Genomic DNA, 19326 nt, shown 5'->3' with positions numbered 1-19326 from the left:
TTTCTACGCAAACAACCCGGGGATCACTTTTCCTAAAATTATCCTATGGACAACGTTGAATCCCTATTTACAACCATGAATCGTCCGTCTATGGTTTGACCGACGGCGCTTTCGACCGCAATCACCATTCAGGAGACAACCACCATGACCCACCGCTTCAGCCCCATTTCTCATTTCCGTTCACGCCGCGCCGTATTGGCGCTGGGGGCCGCCATGCTGGCTGGTGCGGCGTTTCCGGCCGCGAGCCAGAGTGCGGCGTGGCCGGCACGGCCCATCCGCCTAGTGGTGGGTTTCGCTCCCGGCGGCGGAACGGACGTGATGGCGCGTGCGATTGCACAGTTGCTGAATGAAGCACTGGGGCAGACAGTGATCGTCGAAAACAAGCCGGGGGCGAGCGGCAACCTGGCGGTCGGCGAAGTCGTGAGGGCGGCGCCGGACGGGTACACGTTTCTGATTGCGCCCACCTCGGTTGAGACGGCCAACCCATATCTGTTCAAGTCGAATCTCGTCCCGTCCCGGGATCTAACGCCCGTCATGGCGATCGGACGCGCCCAGATGTATCTGGTCGCCCGTCCCACGCTTGAGGCCAGGGACGCCAAGCAGTTCATCGCTTTGGCGAAGTCGCAACCGAGCAAGATCACCATCGCGTCGGCCGGTACCGGGACGGCACCGCATCTCGCCGCCGAGCTATTCAACCAGAGCATCGGCACGTCGATCACGCAGGTGCCGTACAAAGGCTCCGCCCCTGCGCTGCAGGATGTGATGGCCGGTCAGACGGACGTCGTATTCGACCCGGGGATTGGCTTCCCCCACATCCGAAGTGGCAAGGTCAAGCTGCTGGCAGTGGCGAGCGAGAGCAGGTCGCCGTTCTTTCCGGACGCACCGTCATACGGGGACCTGGGCATCCGCAATGCGAGTCTTGATGTCTGGTTCGGGGTGTGGTCACCGAATAAGGTCCCGGCCGACATCAGCGAGCGATTTTCTGCGGCGTTAAAGAAGGTGTTGGCCTCGCCAGTGCTCAAGCAACGGTTCGCGCAACTCGGCGCCGAACCGGTGGCACTGGACAAGTTAGCTTTCCGAAACCTGCTGACTGACGAGAGCAGGCGGCTGTCAACGCTGATCAAGGAGCGCGGGATCGTCGTCGAGTAAGCACCTCGGCAGCCTCCCACCTCTGATTGTCCCGGACCCTTGCGGCCCGATTCCATATCAGCTTCCAAACCGGTCATCCGTGGCCGAATGTTCATCGCGGACTACAGCTTCTCCAGGCGGACCGATGTGTATCGGCGTACACGCGCAATGCGGCATTGAACATTTGTTCCGCCGCGATCGGCTACACAAACGGCTATTACCTCGGTACAGACAAGGATCACATGTTTGGGGTGGCGGTCGGCGTCAGGCACAAGTCCTGAGCGCGCCGGGAGACCGGCAAGGAATAGGGGGTGCACGCCCACTACGATGACGGAATGGAGTCATAACTCGGACATCGACCTGGTTCCTGAACACCCGGAGCTTGCGAGGACGTCTGCGAAGGCTCAGGCGTTCTTTGCCCCCTGTCATGGACAACGCTGCGAACTTCGCAGGGGCGCACAAATCCGCATAGGGCGGTCGAGGCGTCGCTTGCGATTCATCGAAGCTTCGACCAGCCCGACATCGTCCGGGCGTGCGCGTTACTGGGGCGTTAGCGACTGAATCCCGATTGGTGCCCCTCATCGGGATAAGGGCATCGACAGGGCCCCTGTTCGCCCCGGCAAGCGCCTAGTCGCCCCCGAGGTTCGCTGCGCCTGCGCCAGCCGGCAGGAGGCGACCCTTCTCCACCATTCCCAATCACGCATCGGAATGGCAGTTCGCAACCGGAAACTAGCCATTCAGTTGTGCCGACATCTGGCGCCAGAAGCGTACTTTGGGCGCATGCGGCTCACATTTCGGTGGCGATCTGCCTGAGCGGGTCAGTCCAGAACTTCAGTATCTCGAGGTCAAGTTTGCCGCGTTGATGTCGTATGGTCTGACTGTCAACGTCCTGCAGGAGGTATTGCCGCTCGATCTTGTGCTGGCAGCCAGCTCGATCCGGCGGCAGGTCACCACGCTCGGTCGCCGGTTGGGAGCGGAACGGGCCGCCGACGCCCGGCAGCAGGCTGAGGTGGCGGCGAACGTCCGCTCGCTCGAGATCCCGGAGCCCAGTCCGGTCCGCGCGGTCGGCATTGTCGGCGGCTACCTTCGGGGGGGCCGGCCACCGGCGCCGCCAGGACGCTGGTTTGAAGTGATCGTCGGGAAGTCCCTGCGGGATCGGGATGGCGGAAATAGTTTTGCCTACGCGCACAAGCTGGAGCGCCGACCGGCCGATCGTATGTGGAACTTCCTGCTACGAGAAGGTGTGCAACCCAGTCAGCCGGTCACCTTCCTGTCGGACGGCGGGGATACCGTACGGTTTGCCCAACTCGGCTTTGGTGACCGCGATGAGTACGTTGTCGATTGGTTCCACATCGCCATGCGGGTACAGAAAATGCGGCTAACCTGTTGTTGAGCGAAATCAAGATGCCTGTCATCCGCGCATCCTAGGATGAATGCGGAAAGCCAGATTTGCGGTGACACCTGTCCCTCGCGGTAAGCTCTAGTGAATTTGGGGCTCATGCGGCTTCTTCAGGGCGGTGGCCAAAGTACGGAGGTATCTCGTGCACTGATACGGTCGATACGCTTAGTGTATTGCTCGCAGCTAGCCCTCACGGGATATGCCTACAGCACCATCCAGTCGGAGGATGCGTGCCATGGTGTCGAAGCGCGTCTCCTTGAGTCTGCGACGGTAAGCGGCGCTCATCTCGGCCAAAGGTAGCTCACCCGAGCCGCAGACCAGATCATTGTTCTGATCCTAGTGCAATGGGTGCCCATGAACGCATAGCGGATGCGCAAACTTGTGGGGGGCAGTGTCACGCGCGCGCTACTGGAGTCGACGACAGTACCAGTGCTGTTGTCGGACTGATTGGCCAGCAGTTGGGGCGTGCTTGGCCGCAGGCTGAACACAATCCAGCAATCCTGAAGGAGATGGCGCATGTACAAGAATATCTCGGTGGCGATCGACGGCAGCCACTGCAGCGATCAGGCCCTGGAAGAGGCGATCGATCTTGCCGGCGCTTGCGGCGCGGAGCTGGAGATTGTTCACGTCATTGACAGTGGATATGAATTGGCAGAGGTGCGGGTAGGCTTGGTCAGGAGGGGGCAGGAACTGCTGACGGCGGCACAGGCGAAGGCCGAAGCCAACAATCTGCACTGCCATGTCGTCCTGGTCGACGACGTCGCGGCGCTCGGTGACATTGCCAATCAGATCCGGCAAGTCGTGGAAGGCAGCCACGCTCGGCTCGTCGTGATCGGCACCCACGGACGTCACGGGGTGACCCGGCTGCTGATGGGCAGTGTAGCTGAAGGGCTTGCACACCAGTGCAAGGTGCCTGTCATGCTTGTGAGGGCACCACAGGAAGCGTGAGCCACGGATGCGGTGCAGTCGGTTCGGCAGGCGACCGGCGAGTCGGCCATCTTGCGAGCCGCGGCGCGGCTGCAGGCGAGCGAGGCGGAAGCTCAGCGCGACCTTCAGCCGGCAGTGGGGAGCAGCGGAGCAGGCACGCATGCAGGGGACGGCAGAGTGGAGGCGCCTGCTGACCAAATTGGAAGCCGCTCTGCGGCGGGCCGGGCGCGCGCAAGCGAACGCGATAGAACCTTGACACTTACCAATTCCGCACGCGCCCCGTATCCGCATGCACGAATTGCTCTTGCGGATAGAATCCCACACCGCCACCGCGCAGCGACAGGGCGGCATCGCGCAGATCCGCCAGCGGCACGCCGGGCAGGCGGATATCGATGGCCTTGCCGTCCATATGCAGGCTATGGGTGGCGACGCCGCCGGCGCCCGTCTTGCGTAGGCGCGCGTTTGTGGCCGGGCTGCGATAGCCTGAGATGACCTGGAAGGGTGCTTCGCAGGATAGTGTCTGCTTCAGGCTGTAGAGCAACGCGAACAGTTGCGGGTCGATCGAACCGACTTCGCCGGAATAGTGATCGCGCAGGAACCGGTTGAGCGCGGCCAGCGCCTCGGGCACGAACTGCTCGCCCACGGCGTAGACGATGGCAATGCGCTCGCCGGTGTGGGTATGGTCGAAGGCGAGGCTGCGGGCAGCCGGCAACGTTGGCAGGGCCGCAAGCGCGGGGTGGGCCGGTAGCGGCAGCAGCATGCCGGCCAGGGCGAGTTCGCCGGTGCGGCGCAGGAAAAGGCGGCGAGGGTCGCTGTGCGGTCCGGTCATCGAACACTCTCCCTTGACTTATTGGCTCAATCTTGCGCGTGTACTAGTCCATGAGGAAGTCCGCAGGTTCGCGGAGCGTTGCCGCAGCGCCTCGTCCAGCACTCGGTCGAGCCCATAGATATCGGAGAAAAAATACACGCGCCCGTCGGCCTTGACGATGACCGTGCCGTACGCGAGCACCACAGGCAGCGGCTGCTGCAAGCGCAGCGTGCTGGATTGCCCTTTGTCCATGGCATCGCGAATGCGCGCTTCAGTCCAGCCTGGCATGTCCTGCAGCACAAAGCTGGCCAGGGCCGCCGGTTCCTCGACCCGGATGCAGCCATGGCTCAGGTCGCGCCGGTCCCGCGTGAACAGCCCGGGCGCGGGCGTGTGATGCAGGTAGATGTTGTCGTTGTTGGGGAAGATGAACTTGATGTCCCCAAGCGCATTCATCGGCCCCGGGCGCTGCCGGATGCGCATCTGCCCGCGCTGGACGGCATCCAGGCTGGCCGCCGACAGCGTGGTCACCGCCTTGCCGTCGGCACCGACGAATTCGAAGCCCTGCCGCTCGAAATAACCGGGGTCGCGCCGCAGCCTGGGCAAGGTCTCCGCACGCGCAATAGAGGGTGGCACGTTCCAGTACGGGCTGAACTCGATGAAACGCATGTCTTCTTTGAAGAGCGGTGTCCGCGTGTCGAGCGCCTTGCCGACGATGACCTTCATCTCCACCTTGACCTGGACGTTACCGTCGTGGACTTCATAGGCGCGCAGCACGAACTCCGGCACGTTGACCACGATCATGCGCGGGCTCTCCAGCAGCGGCGTCCAGCGCAGGCGCTCCAGCGTCAGTTCGATCTGCCGCACGCGGCTGGCGGGCGAGGCATTCAACTGCGCTAGTGTGCTGGCCCCGATAGCGCCATCGGCCTCCAGCCCGTGGCGGGCCTGGAATGCCTTGACACCTTCCACCAGCGCGCCTTCGTAGCGCTCCGGGACGGGCGTGCCCGTGGGCAGGTCGCCCAGCGCGATCAGTCGCTGCGTCAGCACCGGCACGCCAGCGTAGGCCTGGCCATGCGCCAGCTTCTTGCCCGGTAGCGGCGGCAGCGGCGCCTGCCAGGCCGGATCACCTGCCAGCGCCCGGTAACGGGCGAGTGCCTCGCGCAGGGTGCCATACAGGGGAAACGACGGCGCCGCCTGCTGGACGGCCCTCGGCAGGCTGTGCCTGGCGACGGCTGTGCGCAGGTAGGCCGAAGGATCGAACTGCCCATCCGGTGCGGCGGCAAAATTCTCGTGGATCTGACGCGGCTCGACGCGGCCGCCGTGCAGGTCGGACAGGTAGCGCAGCATTGCGCCCGTCAGATCGCCATCAAGCCGCGCCACCGCTTCCGGTGCCAGTGGCGGCCCTTGCGCGGCCTGGTCAAGCGCACGATGCAGGACGTCGGCGTCATAGTCGCGGGGCTCCAGCCCGTCGGCCGCGGCGGCGACCAGGATATCCGCGGCCTGCCGCGCGTCGGCAGTGGGGTGGCCGTGCGAAAACCAGAGCGCGACATCCGTGGCCAGCACTCCCGCATGCCAACTCGAGGCCCATGCGGCCAGCAAGCCCGCCACGATTCTGGGCGTGCCGGCGCGGCGGATCAGCGACACGCCTAGCACCAAGCTGCGCGCCGCCGGCGCGACGCCTATCATCCGCGTTCTGCGCTCATTCAGGGCGCTCGCTGCGGACCATCAGCACAGGCTTGTTGCTCTTGTGCACCACGCCTTCGGAAACGCTGCCCATGATCAGGCGCCGGAAGCCGCGGCGGCCGTGCGTGCCAATTACGATGAGATCCGCACTCCAGCGATCGGCTTCTTCCACGATGGTGGTGGATATCTGCCCGGGGGAAACGGGCTTTTCGAGAATCTTCGTCGTATGCGCGATACCCGCTTCCGACAGGCGCCTGGCGGCGGCTGCCAGCGCATCGCGCCCCACGGCCAGGATGCTCTCCATGAGCTTGTTGGCATCGTAGCTGCCAGTGGAGAAGAAGACATCGCTATCGTCCGCCACGAAGAGCACCTTGACCTCGCTGCCGGTAGCCTTGGCGACGGTGATGGCCTGGCTCAGGGCGAGGTCGGAAGAGTGACTGCCGTCCACCGCGAGCAGTATTCGCTGATACATGGTTCGTGCCTCTTGGCTGGATATAGGGAGGTGTGCGCGCATGGGCGCCGCCGCCATCTGCAGCATAGGGGGCGGGCCAGATGCCGTATTGACCTGCATCAAGACACCGGCAGCAGGCAGGCTAGGCGATGCGCAGTACCGCCGCGCCGGCCAGGCGGCCCGCGCGCAGGTCGGCCAGTGCGGCATTGGCCTGCTCCAGCGGATAGACCGTCGTGGTGGTGCGCAGCGGCGTGGCGCGGGCGATTCGCATCAGTTCCAGCCCGTCGTCGCGCGTGAGGTTGGCCACCGACACGATCGACCGCTCCTCCCATAACAAGCGATAGGGGAAGGCCGGAATATCGCTCATGTGGATGCCACCGCAAACCACGGTGCCGCCCTTGGCGACGGCTTGCAGCGCCATCGGCACCAGCGCACCCACCGGCGCGAAGATCAGCGCGGCATCGAGCGGCTGCGGCGCGGGCTGGTCGCTCGGACCGGTCCAGCAGGCCCCGGTGTCGCGGGCGAGCTGGCAGGCGGCGTCGTCGCCGGGGCGTGTGAAGGCGAAGATCTCGCGCTGCTGGGCTACTGCGATCTGTGCCACCAGGTGGGCGGCCGCGCCAAAACCGTAGATGCCGATAGAACGGACGTCACGGGCGTCTCCCGCCATGCACAGCGTGCGGTAGCCAATCAGGCCCGCGCACAGCAAGGGCGCAGCATGCACGTCGTCGTAGTGCTCCGGGACGGGGAAGCAATAACGGCTGTCGGCCACCACATACTCGGCGTAGCCGCCGTCGCGCGTATAGCCGGTGAACTGCGGCGTATCGCACAGATTTTCGCGATGCGCTGCACAATAGCCGCAGTGCCCGCAGGTCCGACCAAGCCAGGGCACGCCTACCCGGTCTCCGGGGGCGAGGCCCGTCACGCTTGCGCCGCAGGACTCCACCCTGCCAACGATTTCGTGGCCGGGAATCAGCGCCGCCTTAGGGTGCGCGAGTTCGCCGTCGAGAATGTGCAGGTCGGTGCGGCAGACGCCGCAGGTGCTCACGGCAATGCGCACTTCGCCGGGGCCGGGAACCGGCACGGGGACGCGCGCCAAGCGCAGGGCTGGCCCGGTGCCGTCGAAGATCATCGCGCGCATCGTACCTTGCATGTTGCCATCCTCCGCGAACGCCCCCAGAGGCACCCAGCATTCATGCTAGGCGACGCCCGCCGCCGCCGCTTGATTCGCGTCAATGGCGCGCGCCAGGCGGGCGTCCCATACAGTTTCCGATGCCATGATCCGCATCTGCACCGAGCGCGTCCGAGCATACACGCTAGATGCATCCAAGGGCGGCGCGCAGGCGTGTGCGTGCCGGCCATCCGCCGATTTCGCTGATGCTGGAGGTGCATGAAGTACAGCAAGATACTGTTTGCGGTGGACGGCAGCGCTTTGGCCAATCGGGCGCTGGCGGAGGCGCCTCGCCCGGCGACTGCGATAGGCTCCGAGCAGGTGGCGCACGTGATCGATAACAGCTATCTCAGGTATGAGGTGGACTATGTCGACCTGACAGACCTGCGCGCCAGCCTGCTCGAGGGTGGACAGATCCTGCTGGACGAAGCCAAGGCCAAGGCTACGGTCCAGAAGGCGGCATGCAACGCGCCGTTGGCAGAAGGGAGCGCCGGCGCAAGGTCGGCGTAAGCCGAAGTAAGCAAGGGGCATCGGCTTGACCTGAGTCAATAGCCCTATCCAGGCGTTTCCTAGACTGGATACAGGCCTCCCAACCGCGCAGAAATGTCATGGATTACGCCAGCATCATGGTCCATCTGGACACCAGTCCACGAGCGCTGGACCGGCTTGAAATCGCTGCCCGGCTCGCCGTCGCCCGCCATGCACGGCTGATCGGGCTGTTTGCCGGCTTTATGCCTGATGCTGCCTGGTTTTACTTGATGCAGGGGGCTGCGACCTATATCGACGAGGACCGCCAGCGGCGCAGCGATGCACGCGAGGCAGTGCGCCGCCGCTTCGAGGCCGCAACGCAGGACCTTGGGGTGGAAATCGAGTGGCGCGCAGTGGAGGGCGATCCATTGATGATGGCACTGCGCGAGGTGCGCGAGGCCGACCTTGTCGTTGCCGGGCAATACGATCCGGCCGCCCCGGACAGCTTTGTCGCGACCCAGTTCCTGGAAAGCATCATCCTCGATGGGGGGAGGCCGGTCCTTGTCATTCCATTCGCCGGCCGGTTCGCCGTGCCCGGCGCACGTGCCATGGTGGCGTGGGACGGCGGGCGCGAGGCCGCTCGCGCCTTGCATGACGCCATGCCCCTGATCGCCGGTGGCCAGGCCAAGGTGCTTTGTGCGCAAGGCGCGCGCGCGCGGCCCGATGCGAGCCCGCCGAGCCATGCTGTTGCTGCGCTGGCAAGCCATGGCGTCCACGCAGACATCGAACACTGCCAGGAAGGATCGGACATCGCCATCGGCGAGACCTTGCTCTCGCGCGGGGCGGATTTCGGCGCCGATCTGGTGGTGATGGGCGCCTACGGGCGCGGCCGCCTGCGCGAGCTGGTACTGGGCGGTGTCACCGCGGCTTTGCTGGACACCATGACGGTGCCGGTACTGATGTCGCATTAACTGCCGGCACTGCGTCGCCACGATACACAAGCGCACCGGAGAACACGATGAAGAGCGATGCGAAACTCAGGCAGGACGGCCGCGAGGAACTGGAGTGGGTCCCCCAGATTTGTGCCGCGGGCATCGCTGCCCAGGTCAGCGACGACGCCAGCAAGGTCATGTTGTCCGGCACGCTGCGCAACTGGGCCGAGATCCGAGCCGCCCGCGAGACGGCATGGTCCGCACCGCGCGTGACTCAGCTGGTGGCCCGCATGATGGTGGGGCCATGACGCGCACATTGCCGCCTGCCGCCAAGCAGCGGCGCCTGGCATGCCAGGCGCTCGCCGGAGTTGCCGTGCTGTGCTGCACCGCAGGCCTGCCTGCGGCCGCGTGGGCTGGTGCCGCCGACAAGGTCGTGCTGGATGCCGACGAACTCGATGCACTCTGCGAAGCCGTGCTGGCGCGCTTGTACGCACGCAATCCTGGCGCGCGGGCCTTGGCGGGCAAGTCCAGCGGTGTGCTGGTCTTTCCCGATGTGCTGGCCGGTGGCGCAGTGGCAGGCGTGGAGCAGGGTGACGGCATGATGCGCGGCGTGGGCGGAGACAAGGCCTATTACCGGCTCATAGGCGCATCGCTCGGGGTGCAGGCGGGCATGGGATCCAAGGCGGTCGTGCTGGTGTTCCTGACCGAGCAGGCGCTTGAGCGCTTTCGCGCCAGCCAGGGCTGGACCGTGGGTGTGGACGGATCGGTATCGATCCTGAGCCTGGGCATCGGGGCCAGCATAGACAGTAATACCGTGCGGGGTGACATTGTGGGCTTCGTGCTGACCAACAGCGGCATCATGATCAACCTGTCGCTCGTCGGCACGCGGATAACGCGGATCGAGAGCTGAGGAGCCATCGATGGAAAAGATCCTGATCGTTTATTACTCACGCACCGGGACGTCGCGCCAAGCCGCGGAAGAACTGGCTGCGCACACCGGCTGGCCGATCGCGGAAGTCGGCGACCAGGTCAGCCGCGCCGGCTTGCTGGGCGATGCCCGCTGTGTACTGGACGTCCTGTTGCAGCGGCATGTAGGTTACCGCTACGCTGGCCCTTCACTGGACGAGTACCAACAGATTGTCATCGTCGCGCCTGTCTGGGTTGGCCACTTGGCCGCGCCTATGCGCAGCTTCCTGCGTGACAGGCTGCCACTGACCTGTAAGACGTCGGTGGTCTGCGTGATGGCCCGGCAAGGTGGGTTCAATGCGGCAGAGGAAGTTGCCCGCCTGGCCTCGGAGGCGCCGTCACCGGTCATTGCGCTGCGCCAGAGCAATGTGGCCAGCGGGGCAGCGCTGCAGGCGCTGCGTGCCTTCGCGGCACAGGTGGAGGCAGCAAGCGCACGGGCCGACACCGCGCAACGGCCTGCCTGGCTATCGCCCAAGGAAGCCTGACCTGGCAAATCTTACGTCGATGGCACAGCTTGATCCGCATCAGCCAGTTGATCTGGCGTCGCCAATACGCACTACATGGCGCCATTCATCGCTGCCCAACGGCTCCTGCACGCGCCGCTGCCACTCCAGCACCTGAAGGTCGGCGTCGGACGGGTCCCCACCCTGGCGCGCGCGCGCGGCGATGCGTTCGCGCAGGGTAGCCAGGTCGGCACTACAGTCGACGATGGAGAACGCCACGCCCCGGCGCGTGGCCAGCGACGCAAACCGTAGCCGGTGCTCGCGTGCAAGGAAGGTCGCGTCGGCGATCATGGGGAAGCCAGCGGCACTGCCAAGCCGGCAGATTGCTAGTAGTCGCCCGTAGACGCGGGCGGTGTGTTCAGCCGTGTAAAGATCGCCTTGTGAAGCGACTTGCCTATGTGGAAGACGTTTGCGCTCAACGTCCGCGCGCACGCGCACCATGGCTGCGGCCACCGCGATCTGCTGGGCAACGGTGCTCTTGCCGCTGCCCGATAGGCCATGCATGATGGCGATCGCGCCCGGAGGCCGCGTCAGGGTAACGCTGGCCAGCGCAAGCAAATCGACGCAGCGCATCTGCATCGTCGCCATTTCCGCGGCGTTGCTCAACCCCGCCACGCTGCGCTGGTGCTCCCGCTCAAGCAGCACGCGGGCGCGCACCACGGCGCGCAGGGCCGTGTAGAACGGCAATAAAGCCAGGCCGGCATAGTCGCCGGTACACTCCAGGTAGGTATTGATCAGGCGATAGGCAAGATCTTGCCTGCCGGCATGCAGCAGGTCCATGAAGAGAAAAGCGATATCGCTGATCGTGTCGATCCAGCGCAGCCCTGCATCGAATTCGAGGCAGTCGAAAGGCGTAGGGACACCGTCGATCAAGGCGATATTGCCGAGATGCAAGTCGCCATGGCACTCCCTGATATGACCACTCTCCAGCCGCTTCTCAAAGGCGGGGTGCAGCGAAGCGGCCCGCTCGCGCAGCAGCGCCGCCAGGTGTGATGTTGCATCGGTGGCCGAGGCGAGCATGGCAACGCGCGCGATGGCCTGCTCCGCCACCGCCACGATCCGTCCTGGCGTGCCGTGCCCGCTGCTGGCCACTGCTACGGGCGCAGCCAGATGGATCGCGGCAAGCCGATGGGCCAGCGTCTCGATATGCGATGCGGTCAACCGGTCCGACTCTGCCATGCGGCAGAACAGATCTCGCTGACGGAAGCGGTGCATCTTCACCACATACTCCAGCGCTTCGCCAGTGCCTCCTACCCGGACATCCCGCTGGCCAGGGCCCGCCACAATCGGTACCAGGCCGAGGTAGAGCGCCGCCGCCATCCTGCGATTCAACTCCAGTTCGGCTTCGCAATCCGCTTTGCGTGCAGCCAGAGTGGAGAGGTCGACGAAATCCAGGCGCACCGGCTTGCGCACTTTGTAGGCAAAGGCGCCGGCCAGGAACACTTGCGAGATGTGCGTCTCGATGACGCTGACTTTGCCCACGGGATGTGGGTAGGCCGTGGGGCGCATCAACGCTTGCGTGAGTACCGCCGGTTCCATGCCGGGCCCTCCCAGGTGCCTGCCTCCCCGATCGGGCCAGGTCATATGCCCATGCTATGCACGTGGCCGGAATTCGGATTGACGCGGATCAAGTTGGCCGGCGGCGACCCGCCTATATTGAAGCTTGAAGCGGAATGAGGGTTCGGCGCGCGACGCCGCGGACACTTGTTGTCGGGGGTCCATGCGCCTGCGACGGGAGAGAGGCGATGAGGAGGTCCGAAGAAGGTCGGGGTGGCGGCTCCACGCGTTCGCGTGGCCTTGCGGCTTGCCTTGCCGCCATGCTTTGCGCCGGCTGTGCGTCGGAACCGAACTGGCTTCGCCCGCCCAAGCCAAGGGCGGAGGCCACCGTTCGTGGCGATCCCGGCGTTGCCCGCAATGGCGCCGGGGGCGACAAGATCCGGATCACGACACCTGACTTGGCGCAAGCCGCTTGCCCGCTCTCATCGGCTCATTGAGAGGATCCACCTTTCCGTGCCCGGGAGCCTGCGATGTCCAATTTGACCAAAGAGCAGATATCCAGCCTGGTCACTGTGCTGGACAGCAGAGAGCAGAGAATCCGCGGCCAGATGGACGCCGCTGCCGTTTCCCGCACTGTGTCCGCCGAGCGAGAACCGAGCGACGACTCTGATCTCGCCAAGCATGGCACTTCCATGGCGGCGTCGGCGGTGTCGGCGGGAGAGCATGCGCACGTCTTGGGCCGCGGCAGGCCCGCCGCCGCGCATATGGCCGCCAATACCCGCTCGCTGACGGCAATGCAAGTGCTACTCAAGCGCACCATGCAAGTCCCACTGCAGGCCCCTAGATCCGGTCCAGTGCGTCAAGATCCATCAGGGTCACGCGTTTTCCCTTGACATCGATGAGGCCGTCGCGCTGGAAGCGCGACAAGGTGCGGCTGACGGTCTCGAGCTTCATGCCCAGGTAGCTGCCGATCTCTTCGCGCGTCATGCGCAGCGTGAGTTCGCGGCGGGAGTAGCCGCGCACCTGCTGGCGGTCCGAGATATTGAGCAGGAATGCCGCCACGCGCTGCTCCGCGGACAGGCTGGCGAGCAGGAGCATGACGCCCGATTCGCGCACGATTTCGCTGCTTAGCATCCGGTGCACATGCTGTTGCAGCGAACGCATTTCGCGGCAGAGTGCTTCGAGCAGATGGAAGGGAATCACGCATACCGCGCTGTCTTCCAGGGCGATGGCATCGCAGGCGTGCCGCTCGGTGCAGATGCCGTCGAGCCCGAGCGTCTCGCCGGTGAGGAAGAAGCCGCTCACCTGCTCGCATCCGTTCTGGTGGGACACCACCGTCTTGAATGATCCGGAACGCAGGGCATAGATGCTCTGGAACGCGTCGCCGGCACGGTAGAGCGCTTCGCCGCGCCGCACCATGCGCCAGTTATGGATCACGGTATCCAGCCTAGTGCGATCCGCGTCGTTCAGGTTGCCACCCATGCAGATGGCGCGCATTGCGCAGCTGGAGCAATTTGCCTTGCGGGTCACACCTGCTGGCGGCGCGGTGTCCCTGTACATGGACAGGGACTCAAGGACTTCAGCACCGATGGGGGCGACAGGCATTGCCGCCGGTGTTGCCCGCTGCAGATACTCTGACATGGTTGCTTCCTTTGTCTCCTGGGCCCAGCCGGTCCGACTGGCCGCTGTTGTGGTTCGCCCTCGCTGCCGGCACCAAGCGCGGCGCTAGAGCCCCGCGCTGGCTATGCCGCTGTGGACTCCTGGACCGTACCCGTCGCCGCGCTCTTGTCCGCTGCCAGGCGGAGCAGGGCGCGGCGCAGCGCGTCGCACTCCGTGGTCTTGTCGAAAAAGAGCGATGCACCGGCCTGCAGGTAGGCACTACGCATCGGCGGCACCGAGCAGTTGCTAAGTACGACCACCGTTACGTGGCGACGCATCCGCTTCAGGTCCTGCAGCACGTTCAGCCAGGATCTTTCGTGCCGGTTCAGGCTGAGAATGACGACATCGGGCAGAAGGATCTGTGCTGCCAGCAGGGCCGCGCACGCATCCCGGGCCAATGCGAGCAGTTCCAACTCTTTGATCGATCTCAACATCCTGGTCTGCCGCGCGCCGATCAGGGTAGAGTCCTCGAGCAGCAGTACAGTCAGGAGGTCGGGGCGGGCCGGGTGGTTCATGCTTCCGAGTATGGTTAATGGCGGGGCCTCTCGAAAGAAGGGGCGGCTGAGAGTGTCGTCGGGAAAGAGAGCCTCCTTGTCAGGAAAGCCTGACAAGGGTCATCGGCTATCCGGCTGATGGCGCCAGATGCTTCCGTCTCGCAAAATTACAGGCGCATCACAATTTGCGTGTGCATTTTGCGCGGATAGCCTACCTTAACAGGAGAGTCTCCGGCGGCCCCCGGCAGGACTTGCCGAGGATCCAGAAGCACTCCGTGACCAGCCATGGCGATCAAAGAGCCTCCTTCACCGAATCTGCCTTCTGCGGCGAAGACATCGCTTCATGCCAAGCTTGGCGAACTGGCGGTGGGCGGCACCGTGCTCTTGCTGTTGATGTCGCTGGCGCTGTGTTTTATCACCGCGCTTGCCCCACGGCCTGGGGGCCTGGCCGCGCCGATGCTCGGCGCCTGGGGACTGGCCGTGGCCGTGATGCTGTCCCTGCTGCTGGTGCGCTTGCGGCGGCTGCAGCGTGACGCAGAAGAGAACCTGGCGCGTACCCAGGGCAGCGAAGCCCGGCTGGCAGGGATCATCCGCTCGTCAATGGAAGCGATCATCACGGTGGACGAAGGCCAGCGAATCGTGTTGTTCAACCCCATGGCGGAGCATTTGTTTGGCTATGCCGCCGCGGACATGATGGGCCGCCCTCTGGCGGACCTGATTCCGGCGCGTTTCCGCTTGGCCCATGAGACGCACGTGCGCCGGTTCGGCGTCACTGGGGTCACGGACCGGCAGATGGGCCAGCAGCGGGTACTGCATGCGCTGCGGCAGGACGGCACGGAGTTTCCCATCGAAGCTTCCATTTCCCAGATGCAGGAGGGCGGCGGCAAGCTGTTTACCGTTATCCTGCGGGACACGACGGAGCGGGTGCGGGCGGAGACGGCCTTGCGGCAGTCGCGGGAGGAGCTTCAGCAACTGTCCGACCGGGTCGAGGCTTCGCGGGAAGAGGAACGTCGCCGTATCGCCCGCGAATTGCACGACGACCTCGGCCAGCGCCTGAGCGCGCTGAAAATGGACCTTGCTCTTCTCGCCAGCGACCTCAAGGACGCTGGAACCGCGCCCGGCTTACTGGACCAAGCTGCAGCCATGCACCTTGTCATTGACGAAACCGTGGCTTCGGTGCGGCGCATCGCCGCGGACCTACGCCCGGCCTTGCTGGACGAGCTTGGCCTGATTCCCGCGATCGAATGGCTGGCGAAGGAATTCTCCGCACGCTACGGCATCACTGTCATCACCCATGCCGCCGAGGAGGAAGACGTCGGCGAGCAGGCGGCCATCGCGGTGTTCCGTATCGTGCAGGAGGCGCTCAGCAATGTCGTGCAGCATGCTCAGGCCGACCGTGTCGATATCGAGCTGGTTCGCCAGGAGGAACATTACGAGCTGACAGTGCGGGACAACGGCCGCGGCAATCTCCCCAGGCAACCTGCCGGTGGCGAGCGGGTATCGCTTGGGCTGGTCGGGATCCGGGAGCGCGCACGGCTGCTTCGCGGCACCGTGGCGACCAGGCAAGCGCCTGGCGAAGGCTTCTGCCTGACCGTGTGTTTCCCATTGACCACGACTGCGAGCGCGGAGGCAAGTCCATGATTCCCGTGATGATCGCCGACGATCACGCCGTGGTGCGCGACGGGCTGCGCCATATCCTGAGCCGCGCGGGCGGCTTCGATGTGGTGGGCGAGGCGGTGGATGGCACCGCCGTGCTCCAGATGGCGCGCGAGTGCAAGCCCCGCGTGCTCTTGCTGGACCTCTCCATGCCGGGGCGCAGCGGGCTGGAGCTGATCAAGCAGTTGCGCGTCGAGCAGCCCGCACTGCGTATCCTGGTACTGACTATGCATGCCGAGGAGCAGTACGTGGTGCGTGCGTTCCGGGCTGGGGCGGCGGGCTACCTGACCAAGGAAAGCGCCGCCACGGAACTGGTCAGCGCCATCAGCAAGGTCGCTGCGGGCGGCACCTACGTCAGCCCGGCAATGGCCGAGAAGCTGGCCAACAGCCTGCAGGACGAACATCTCGAGGATCCCCACCTACACTTGTCGGACCGCGAGATGGAGGTCTATCGACGCCTGGTGCTGGGCGAGCCGTTGACTGAGATCGCCGCCGGCCTGTGCGTGAGCGCCAAGACAGTGAGCACCTACAAGATGCGGCTGATGGAAAAGCTGCAGGTGCCCAGCGAGGCGGCGCTGGTGCGCTATGCGATCCGCCATCGCCTGTTCGGCGAAGGCGACCTCTAGACCAGCCCTGGCCCCCGACGACGTCTCGCTGTCCGTCGACGCCGCGCTTGATCTGAGACAAGGCGCGTCAAGCATGCTGTGCCACCATGAAGTGGAGGTCCGCGCCTCATGCGGACCCGTCACTCCAAGGAGGCGACAAATGAGCAATCTGAGGATCTACGATCCGCTGTCGATCGAACCGGTTGGCGACATGCTGCAAGGCATGTTGCGCGCGTTTCGCGGCAACTACGAAGGGGGCTTCGCATTCAAGGTCGATGTGACCGAGACCGACAAGGCCTACAACCTGGTCGCGGAGATCCCCGGCGCCAGGAAGGAAGATATCGAAGTGTCCGTCGATCGCGGCACGGTGATGATTTCGGCCAAGGTGGAGAAGTCTTCCGAGCAGAAGGAAGGCGAGCGGGTGATCCGGCGCGAGCGCTACAGTGGCTCGATGCAACGGGTCTTTACGCTGGACAGTTCCGTGGACGAGGGCAAGGTGGATGCCAGCTACGAGAACGGCGTCCTTCGCGTGGTACTGCCCAAGAAGGAAGCCTCGCCGCAGCAGCGCGTGACGATCCGCTGACCCGGTGTTTTCCGGGTCCGCCCACGGGCGTGCTGGCCAATACAGCCAATACACGGAGCACATCATGGACTACCGAACCGTGCTGGTCGCGCTCGGAGCGGATCCCGATTGCGCATCGCGCGTCAGGATGGCCGCCGACCTGGCAGCCTCTTTTGGCGCGCATATCAATGGCGTCAGCGCCACCGGCCTGCGCATGGACCCGATCCGGGGTGTTGGCGATGACGCTGTGCGGTATATGGCGGCGTCCCGCCACAGGCTGCTGTCGCAGACAGCACGGCAGGGCGAAATCCTGAGCGAAGTCATGGCAGCGCATGCGCCGGGCGTGCCTTTTTCGCACCGCGTGGTGGAAGAGGAGACCGGCTGGGTCCTGGCGCGGGAGGCCCGCGTGGCCGACCTGGCAGTGATGGCGCGACCTGTGGCAACGCAGGAAGTGGCATCCCTGGGCGCCGGGGAGGCCGAGTACGTGCTGCTCAATGCCGGTCGCCCGGTGTTGCTGGTGCCGCCGGAGTATCGGCGGCTGCATGGCGGGCACGTGGCAATCGCATGGGACGGGCAGCGTGAGGCGGCCAGGGCCGTGGCCGATGCCATGCCTCTGCTGCTGCGCGCCAGCCACGTCACCATCGTCGGAGTCTGGGACGATCGCGGCGAACCGCAGGCAGACTCGGAGCCGGTGGCTGGTTTGCGGCATTACCTGCAGCGCCACGGCATCGTGGCCGGCGTGCGCAACGAGCAGAAAGCGTGGCCGGTCGGCTCCACCCTCCTTGACGTGGTTAGGACACTGGGGGCCGACATGCTGGTGGCCGGGGGGTACGGGCACTCGCGCATGCGCGAACTGATCATGGGCGGCACCACGCGCACGCTGATGCACCATGCGCCGGTGCCACTGCTGTTGTCGCACTGACGGAGCGCCCCATGCAGTTGCAATTTCTCGGCGCGACAGATACGGTCACGGGATCCAAATATGTGCTCGACACTGGACGCAGCCGTGTGATGGTGGACTGCGGGCTGTTCCAGGGCTACAAGGCGCTGCGCCTGCGCAACTGGGACCGCTTGCCGGTCGATCCGTCCAGGCTCGACGCGGTGGTGCTGACGCACGCGCATATCGATCATAGCGGATACCTGCCATTGCTGGTTCGCAACGGCTTTCGGGGACGGGTGTTCTGCACCATGGGCACCGCGCAGCTGTGCCAGATCCTGCTGCCAGACAGCGCGCACCTGGCGGAGGAGGATGCGCAATACGCCAACCGCAAGGGCTTCTCGCGGCATCAGCCGGCGTTGCCGCTCTACGACGGCGCGGACGCCGTGCGCGCCTTGCGCCGGCTCGATCCGCTCCACTACGACACGCGGGTAAGGGTGACGCCCGACGTGGAGGTGGAGTTTCATCGCGCCGGACACATCATTGGCTCGGCCATCGTGACGCTGCACGTGGACGGCAAGCGGATCGTTTTCTCCGGCGACCTGGGGCGGCAGCAGGACATCGTGATGCGCGCACCTGAGATCGTCCGCGAAGCGGATCACCTGCTGGTGGAATCCACCTATGGCGACCGCGCCCATTCCGCAGACGATCCGCTCGACAGGCTGGGTGAAATCGTCAGCCGCACCATCGGCCGCGGCGGCAGCGTGGTGATTCCTGCGTTTGCCGTCGGGCGCACCCAGGCGCTGCTGTACTGCCTCTACAAGCTGCGCCAGCAAAATCGCATTCCGCACGTGCCGGTCTACCTCAACAGCCCGATGGCCATCGACGCCACCACGGTCTTTGCCTTGCACCCCGACGAACTTTGGATCGACCGCGCCGCCTGCACGGCAGCGTGCAACCTGGCCATCCTGGTGCAGAGCATGCAGCAGTCCGTCTGGCTGAACCATGACCGCGCGCCCAAGATCATCCTGGCCGGCAGCGGCATGGCAACCGGCGGCCGGGTGGTGCATCACCTGGAGACATATGGCCAGGACGCGCGCAACACGATATTGCTGTCCGGCTTCCAGGCCGCCGGTACCCGCGGCGCAATGCTAGCCTCGGGCATGCGCGATCTGCGGATCCACGGCAAGCGGGTTGCCATCCAGGCTTCGGTGGAGCAAATCACCTCGCTTTCGGCGCATGCGGACGCCAACGAACTGATGACATGGCTTGGCGGCTTCGGTGGCCCGCCACGGCAGACCTTCGTGGTGCACGGCGAGCCAGCTGCGAGCGACGCCCTGCGGCAGCGGATCGAGCGGGAGCTGCGCTGGCCGGTCACGATGCCGGAGTATCTTCGTTCATATTCGCTGGACTAGCCAACGGAGGAACGGGAATGATGAAAAATGGCTCGCAAGACTGTGTCACACCACGACACTTGCAACTGTTAGGTGCGATCGTCCAGTGGGGGTTCCGTCGCGCCCCGCGATCAGCGAAAGATCGCCAGGGC

General features: G+C 65.1%; 19 protein-coding genes and 1 pseudogene. 13 read left to right on the top strand and 7 right to left on the bottom strand.

Annotated elements, in window-relative coordinates:
- Positions 1 to 144 precede the first annotated feature (144 nt).
- The 3 genes and pseudogenes from AB4Z48_RS29240 to AB4Z48_RS29230 all read left to right on the top strand — a co-directional run bounded on the left by AB4Z48_RS29240 (position 145) and on the right by AB4Z48_RS29230 (position 3475).
- Positions 145 to 1149: a Bug family tripartite tricarboxylate transporter substrate binding protein gene (locus AB4Z48_RS29240; RefSeq protein ID WP_441620457.1), complete on the top strand. Its 1005-nt coding sequence runs from the start codon at positions 145 to 147 to the stop codon at positions 1147 to 1149.
- A gap of 784 nt (positions 1150 to 1933) precedes the next feature.
- Positions 1934 to 2503: pseudogene (locus tag AB4Z48_RS29235) on the top strand (ISKra4-like element ISBte1 family transposase); the annotation flags it as partial.
- 540 nt (positions 2504 to 3043) lie between these two features.
- Positions 3044 to 3475, top strand: a complete 432-nt coding sequence (locus tag AB4Z48_RS29230) for a universal stress protein (protein ID WP_441620455.1) — start codon at positions 3044 to 3046, stop codon at positions 3473 to 3475.
- Between the two features lie 238 nt (positions 3476 to 3713).
- Here the strand turns inward: AB4Z48_RS29230 and AB4Z48_RS29225 are convergent, their stop codons facing one another.
- The 4 genes from AB4Z48_RS29225 to AB4Z48_RS29210 all read right to left on the bottom strand — a co-directional run bounded on the left by AB4Z48_RS29225 (position 3714) and on the right by AB4Z48_RS29210 (position 7543).
- Complete coding sequence (locus tag AB4Z48_RS29225; RefSeq protein ID WP_441620453.1) at positions 3714 to 4283, bottom strand: DUF882 domain-containing protein; 570 nt, start codon at positions 4281 to 4283, stop codon at positions 3714 to 3716.
- A gap of 18 nt (positions 4284 to 4301) precedes the next feature.
- Positions 4302 to 5945: a L,D-transpeptidase family protein gene (locus AB4Z48_RS29220; protein ID WP_441620451.1), complete on the bottom strand. Its 1644-nt coding sequence runs from the start codon at positions 5943 to 5945 to the stop codon at positions 4302 to 4304.
- A 13-nt stretch (positions 5946 to 5958) separates the two neighbouring features.
- Positions 5959 to 6414 carry a universal stress protein gene (locus AB4Z48_RS29215; RefSeq protein ID WP_441620449.1) on the bottom strand — a complete coding sequence of 152 codons (456 nt, stop codon included), beginning with the start codon at positions 6412 to 6414 and terminating at the stop codon, positions 5959 to 5961.
- Positions 6415 to 6535: 121 nt separating this feature from the next.
- On the bottom strand, positions 6536 to 7543 hold the full coding sequence (locus tag AB4Z48_RS29210) for a zinc-dependent alcohol dehydrogenase family protein (RefSeq protein ID WP_441620447.1): 1008 nt from the start codon (positions 7541 to 7543) through the stop codon (positions 6536 to 6538).
- A 237-nt stretch (positions 7544 to 7780) separates the two neighbouring features.
- On the opposite strand from AB4Z48_RS29210, the gene AB4Z48_RS29205 reads away from it, so the two are divergent.
- The 5 genes from AB4Z48_RS29205 to AB4Z48_RS29185 all read left to right on the top strand — a co-directional run bounded on the left by AB4Z48_RS29205 (position 7781) and on the right by AB4Z48_RS29185 (position 10412).
- Entirely contained in the window at positions 7781 to 8071 is a 291-nt protein-coding gene (locus AB4Z48_RS29205) for a hypothetical protein (protein WP_441620445.1), read from the top strand.
- Between the two features lie 98 nt (positions 8072 to 8169).
- Positions 8170 to 9000 (top strand): universal stress protein, encoded by an 831-nt coding sequence (locus tag AB4Z48_RS29200; protein WP_441620443.1) that lies wholly within the window; start codon positions 8170 to 8172, stop codon positions 8998 to 9000.
- Positions 9001 to 9047: 47 nt separating this feature from the next.
- The gene (locus AB4Z48_RS29195; protein WP_441620441.1) at positions 9048 to 9269 is read left to right on the top strand and encodes a BON domain-containing protein; all 222 of its coding nucleotides are present in this window, start codon (positions 9048 to 9050) and stop codon (positions 9267 to 9269) included.
- Positions 9266 to 9871, top strand: a complete 606-nt coding sequence (locus AB4Z48_RS29190; RefSeq protein ID WP_441620440.1) for a YSC84-related protein — start codon at positions 9266 to 9268, stop codon at positions 9869 to 9871. Before AB4Z48_RS29195 ends, AB4Z48_RS29190 begins: the two co-directional genes overlap by 4 nt.
- A 10-nt stretch (positions 9872 to 9881) precedes the next feature.
- Positions 9882 to 10412, top strand: a complete 531-nt coding sequence (locus AB4Z48_RS29185) for a flavodoxin family protein (RefSeq protein WP_441620438.1) — start codon at positions 9882 to 9884, stop codon at positions 10410 to 10412.
- A 39-nt stretch (positions 10413 to 10451) separates the two neighbouring features.
- Here AB4Z48_RS29185 and AB4Z48_RS29180 read toward each other — a convergent pair whose 3' ends face one another.
- From AB4Z48_RS29180 to AB4Z48_RS29170, 3 genes are all read right to left on the bottom strand, one after another.
- Complete coding sequence (locus tag AB4Z48_RS29180; RefSeq protein ID WP_441620436.1) at positions 10452 to 11969, bottom strand: bifunctional aminoglycoside phosphotransferase/ATP-binding protein; 1518 nt, start codon at positions 11967 to 11969, stop codon at positions 10452 to 10454.
- A gap of 798 nt (positions 11970 to 12767) precedes the next feature.
- Positions 12768 to 13487 (bottom strand): fumarate/nitrate reduction transcriptional regulator Fnr, encoded by a 720-nt coding sequence (gene fnr, locus AB4Z48_RS29175; RefSeq protein WP_441620487.1) that lies wholly within the window; start codon positions 13485 to 13487, stop codon positions 12768 to 12770.
- A 182-nt stretch (positions 13488 to 13669) separates the two neighbouring features.
- Entirely contained in the window at positions 13670 to 14101 is a 432-nt protein-coding gene (locus tag AB4Z48_RS29170) for a response regulator (RefSeq protein WP_441620434.1), read from the bottom strand.
- A 264-nt stretch (positions 14102 to 14365) separates the two neighbouring features.
- Here AB4Z48_RS29170 and AB4Z48_RS29165 point away from each other — a divergent pair, with 264 nt between their 5' ends.
- The 5 genes from AB4Z48_RS29165 (at position 14366) to AB4Z48_RS29145 (ending at position 19195) form a co-directional block, all read left to right on the top strand.
- The gene (locus AB4Z48_RS29165; RefSeq protein ID WP_441620432.1) at positions 14366 to 15721 is read left to right on the top strand and encodes a PAS domain-containing sensor histidine kinase; all 1356 of its coding nucleotides are present in this window, start codon (positions 14366 to 14368) and stop codon (positions 15719 to 15721) included.
- On the top strand, positions 15718 to 16362 hold the full coding sequence (locus AB4Z48_RS29160) for a response regulator (protein ID WP_441620430.1): 645 nt from the start codon (positions 15718 to 15720) through the stop codon (positions 16360 to 16362). The genes AB4Z48_RS29165 and AB4Z48_RS29160 overlap by 4 nt, the downstream gene beginning before the upstream one ends.
- A 139-nt stretch (positions 16363 to 16501) precedes the next feature.
- Positions 16502 to 16924: an Hsp20/alpha crystallin family protein gene (locus AB4Z48_RS29155; RefSeq protein WP_441620428.1), complete on the top strand. Its 423-nt coding sequence runs from the start codon at positions 16502 to 16504 to the stop codon at positions 16922 to 16924.
- A gap of 64 nt (positions 16925 to 16988) precedes the next feature.
- Positions 16989 to 17825 (top strand): universal stress protein, encoded by an 837-nt coding sequence (locus AB4Z48_RS29150; protein ID WP_441620426.1) that lies wholly within the window; start codon positions 16989 to 16991, stop codon positions 17823 to 17825.
- Between the two features lie 11 nt (positions 17826 to 17836).
- The gene (locus tag AB4Z48_RS29145) at positions 17837 to 19195 is read left to right on the top strand and encodes an MBL fold metallo-hydrolase RNA specificity domain-containing protein (protein WP_441620424.1); all 1359 of its coding nucleotides are present in this window, start codon (positions 17837 to 17839) and stop codon (positions 19193 to 19195) included.
- Positions 19196 to 19326 lie beyond the last annotated feature (131 nt).

It is taken from the genome of Cupriavidus sp. 2TAF22 (genome assembly GCF_052115045.1).
Lineage (GTDB): Bacteria > Pseudomonadota > Gammaproteobacteria > Burkholderiales > Burkholderiaceae > Cupriavidus.
Note: the sequence above shows the minus strand (reverse complement) of the source record. Positions and strands in the feature narration are given on the sequence as shown.